Consider the following 3,632-nt stretch of genomic DNA (forward strand, 5'->3'; position numbering starts at 1 on the left):
CAAAAGCCCGCTGTTGCAGGTCGGCGGTCGAAGACCCCGACGGATGTGGGCAAACCGGCAAGACATGAATGAGGCGCGTGGTTGGCGCGGTAAACGTCGGACTCTTCGAGTGCCGACCTGCGGGGTGCTTTGTAGGTCGGCGGTCGCAGACCCCGACAAAAGCCCGCAGTTGCAGGTCGGCGGTCGCAGACCCCGACGGATGTGGGCAAACCGGCAAGACATGTACGAGGCGCGTGGTTGGCGCGGTAAACGTCGGACTCTTCGAGTGCCGACCTACGGGGTGCTATGCAGGTCGGCGGTCGAAGACCCCGACAAAAGCCCGCAGTTGCAGGTCGGTGGTCGAAGACCCCGACGGATGTGGGCAAACCGGCAAGACATGAATGAGGCGCGTGGTTGGCGCGGTAAACGTCGGACTCTTCGAGTGCCGACCTACGATGTGCTTTGTAGGTCGGCGGTTGCAGACCCCGACGGATGTGGGCAAACCGGCAAGACATGAATGAGGCGCGTGGTTGGCTTGGTAAACGTCGGACTCTTCGAGTGCCGACCTACGGGGTGCTTTGTAGGTCGGCGGTCGAAGACCCCGACAAAAGCCCGCAGTTGCAGGTCGGTGGTTGCAGACCTCGACGGATGTGGGCAAACCTGCAAGACATGAATGAGGCGCGTGGTTGGCGCGGTAAACGTCGGACTCTTCGAGTGCCGAAGGGGAAATGGCTTTTGTGGGTTGGCGGCAACAGAGCAGATTTGGGAGATGAATGTGATTTGTAATTACCCAATTGGACATTACTGATACTTATTTAATTGATGAAAATGTCATGTTTAACGTTCTTGGCATTTTTTAATCAATGAGACATACTATTTGTCAAAAATTACAACCAGCAAGGAGTGAAGGCCATTTCTTGTCAATGGGGCGGGAAGATCGGGCTGGTGCGGGCAGGGGCCGCAAGATGGGGCGGTCTGCCCTGGGGCTGGCGCTGTCGGTGCTGCTGGGGGCTTGCGCGGTGATCCCTGACAGCCAGGCCCCGGGGCCATTGGCTGATTTTGCGCAACAAAACCAGAAAGACCGCGAGGCCTCGCAAAAACATGTGGATGCGCTGCAAGGCCCCCTGAGCATGGAAGCGGCCATGGCCCGCGCCCTCAAATACAACCTGGACTTGCGGGCGCGCCAGATGGAGGCTTTGCTGGCTTCGGGCACTTATCGGGCCTCTTTGCTGGAGATGCTGCCCAGCGTGAATGCCCGCGTCAACCGTACCGAGCGGGACAAGGTCAGGCAGAGCCTGGGTGTGGACACGCCGACGCAAGACTTGAGCAGCATTCAGCGGGACTTGGGCGTTTCATGGAATGTGCTGGACACGGCGGTGGCGTATTTCAACGCCCGCCAAAGCGATGGTCGGGCGCAAATTGCCGAGCAAAAGCGCCGCAAGGCCATGCACGCCCTGATGCAGGATGTGCGCAACGCCTTTTGGCGGGCTGCTGCTGCACAGGCCATGCGCAGCAAATTGCGCCAAACCATTGATGAAGCCGATGAGGCCTTGAAAGCCTCTCGCCAGATCGAATCCGAGCGCGTGCGTCCCCCTCAGGAGGCGCTGGCCTACCAGCGGCAACTGGTGGAAAACATCCGCTTGCTCGAAGGCATCGAGCAGGACTTGGCTCCGGCAGAGGTGGAGTTGGCCAGCTTGGTCAATTTGCCCCTGAACCAGCCCATTACCTTGCAGGTGGATTGGCCCAAAGGCGTCATGCTGGACGGCCTGGACAACACCGAGTTGCTCGAAAACATGGCCTTGGCGCACAACGGCGATGTGCGCGACAGCTACATCCAGAGCCAGATGGCCCGCGAAGAAACACGCAAAGTGATGCTGCGCTTGTTTCCGTCGCTCAACTTCAACAGCAGCGCTCGCTATGACAGTGACCGCTATTTGGTGCATCACAACTGGATGGAGACCAGTGCCAGCCTGAGCTTCAACTTGCTGAACTTGCTGACTGTGCCGGTGCAGGCGCGTTTGGCTGAAGCGGGCGTGCAACTGGCAGACCAGCGCCGCATGGTCACCCAGATGGCGGTGCTCACCCAGGTGCACATGGCGCGCATGGCCCTGAAAAACGCGGCCAACGCTTATGCCCGTGCGCAGCAGATGTGGGAAATTGACCAGCGTTTGTTGCAGCAAAGTCAAGCCTTACAGACCGCTTTGCTGCGTGGAAGACTGGAAACGGTGTCTATCCAAAGCAACGCCTTGCTCAGCGAGTTCAGGCGTTACCAGGGCTTGGCACAGGTGCAGATGGCCGAAAGCCGTTTGCAGGCAGCTTTGGGGCAGGAGATGGAACACCAGCCCTTGAGTCAGCCATTGGAAACATTGACCGAGCAGGTGCGCCAGAAAAACTTGCGCACCAGCTGGAGCCCAGCGCAGCCGGTCACAGGGACGGAAGATAAACAATGATCCGAATGATTCGAGCCACCGGACTGGGCTGTGCCCTGTGCGTGTGCGCGCAACTGGGCCAGGCACAAGAGCGTGGGGCACTGCCCGCAGCGCCTGCGGCCAAACCTGCAGCCGCAGCACCTGCAGCACCTGCGGTATCCGCAGCAGCCCTTGCCGCCAAACCTGCACCCGGACCTGCACCTGCACCTGTAGCCGTGCCCAAAGCCCCCGCAGCGTCTTCAGCCCCCGCAGCGTCTTCTGCACCCGCTGCATCCTCGGCACCAGCATTCACGGCCGTGCCCCAGGCCTTGGCACCAGGCCCTTGGGTCATGTCGGCCGGGTATCGGATCGCCGGGTATGTGGCACCTGATGCATCGGGCACCGAAACACCCGCCGCTGGCAGTTTGCCCCATGGGGCGACAACAGCCTCAGGAGCTGCCTCGGGGGCAAGCTGGGGGGCACCCAGCGCGTCGGGCCTGGCCAATGTCGACATCCGGGCCCAGGTGCGTGCCCGCAGCCAAGCCACGGTGTCTGCCGAGGTGGGTGGGGTGCTCATCACGTTGCTGCCCGAGGGCCGTCGTTTTGATAAAGGCCATGTGCTCGCCCGGCTCGATTGCAGCCTGTTTGTGGCGCAAAGGGACAAGTCCCGAGTGGAGGTGAGTGCCGCCCAACTGCAATTCAAGGCGCAAGAGCGCCTGGCCCAGCTTGAAGCGGGCAGCAAGACCGATCTGGCGCTGGCGCGCAACGCCGTCGAGCGCCTGCAGTCAGAACTCAGGATCATGGAAACCCAGGTTTCAAAATGCACCATCGCAGCCCCCTTCAACGGTGTGGTGGGCGAAAACTTGCAGCAAAACCACCAGTTCGTGCAACCGGGCCAGGCCCTGATGGTGGTGCTGGACGATGGCGGTTATGAGATCGAGTTTTTGGCACCGTCCACCTGGTTGCGCCGCATTGCGCCGGGCGACGAGGTGTCCATCCTGGTGGATGAACTGGGTCTGAGCATCAAGGCGCAAGTGCTGCGCACAGGCACCCGGGTCGACCCGGTGAGCCAATCGGTCAAGGTGGTGGCGCAACTGCTCAATCCCCCTGCGAAATTGAAGGCCGGCATGAGTGGCCGTGTGGCGATGGCCACGCCCACTCCGCCCTGAGCCCCCAGGGCCCCCTTGCCGGGGCCTGCCAAGATCCCCCGATAAGGGGTGTTTCTTTCATTGCTGATGGTCCGTC

The 3,632-nt window shown here is 61.2% G+C and carries 2 protein-coding genes; both read left to right on the top strand.

Going from position 1 to position 3,632, the window contains the following annotated elements:
* The first annotated feature begins 944 nt into the window (after positions 1-944).
* A complete protein-coding gene (locus H663_RS38865) occupies positions 945-2,429 on the top strand; it encodes a TolC family protein (protein ID WP_165803950.1) in 1,485 nt (494 codons plus the stop codon).
* Positions 2,426-3,556, top strand: coding sequence for an efflux RND transporter periplasmic adaptor subunit (locus H663_RS38875; RefSeq protein ID WP_165803951.1), 1,131 nt, complete (start codon positions 2,426-2,428; stop codon positions 3,554-3,556). The genes H663_RS38865 and H663_RS38875 overlap by 4 nt, the downstream gene beginning before the upstream one ends.
* The last annotated feature ends 76 nt before the right edge of the window (positions 3,557-3,632 follow it).

The sequence above is a fragment of the Limnohabitans planktonicus II-D5 genome, from assembly GCF_001270065.2.
Classification (GTDB): domain Bacteria; phylum Pseudomonadota; class Gammaproteobacteria; order Burkholderiales; family Burkholderiaceae_C; genus Limnohabitans_A; species Limnohabitans_A planktonicus.

What these genes read in the sequence shown, in the direction of transcription:
- H663_RS38865 (WP_165803950.1), top strand. Translation starts at nt 945, where the DNA reads ATGGGGCGGTCTGCCCTGGGGCTGGCGCTGTCGGTGCTGCTGGGGGCT.
- H663_RS38875 (WP_165803951.1), top strand. Translation starts at nt 2,426, where the DNA reads ATGATCCGAATGATTCGAGCCACCGGACTGGGCTGTGCCCTGTGCGTG.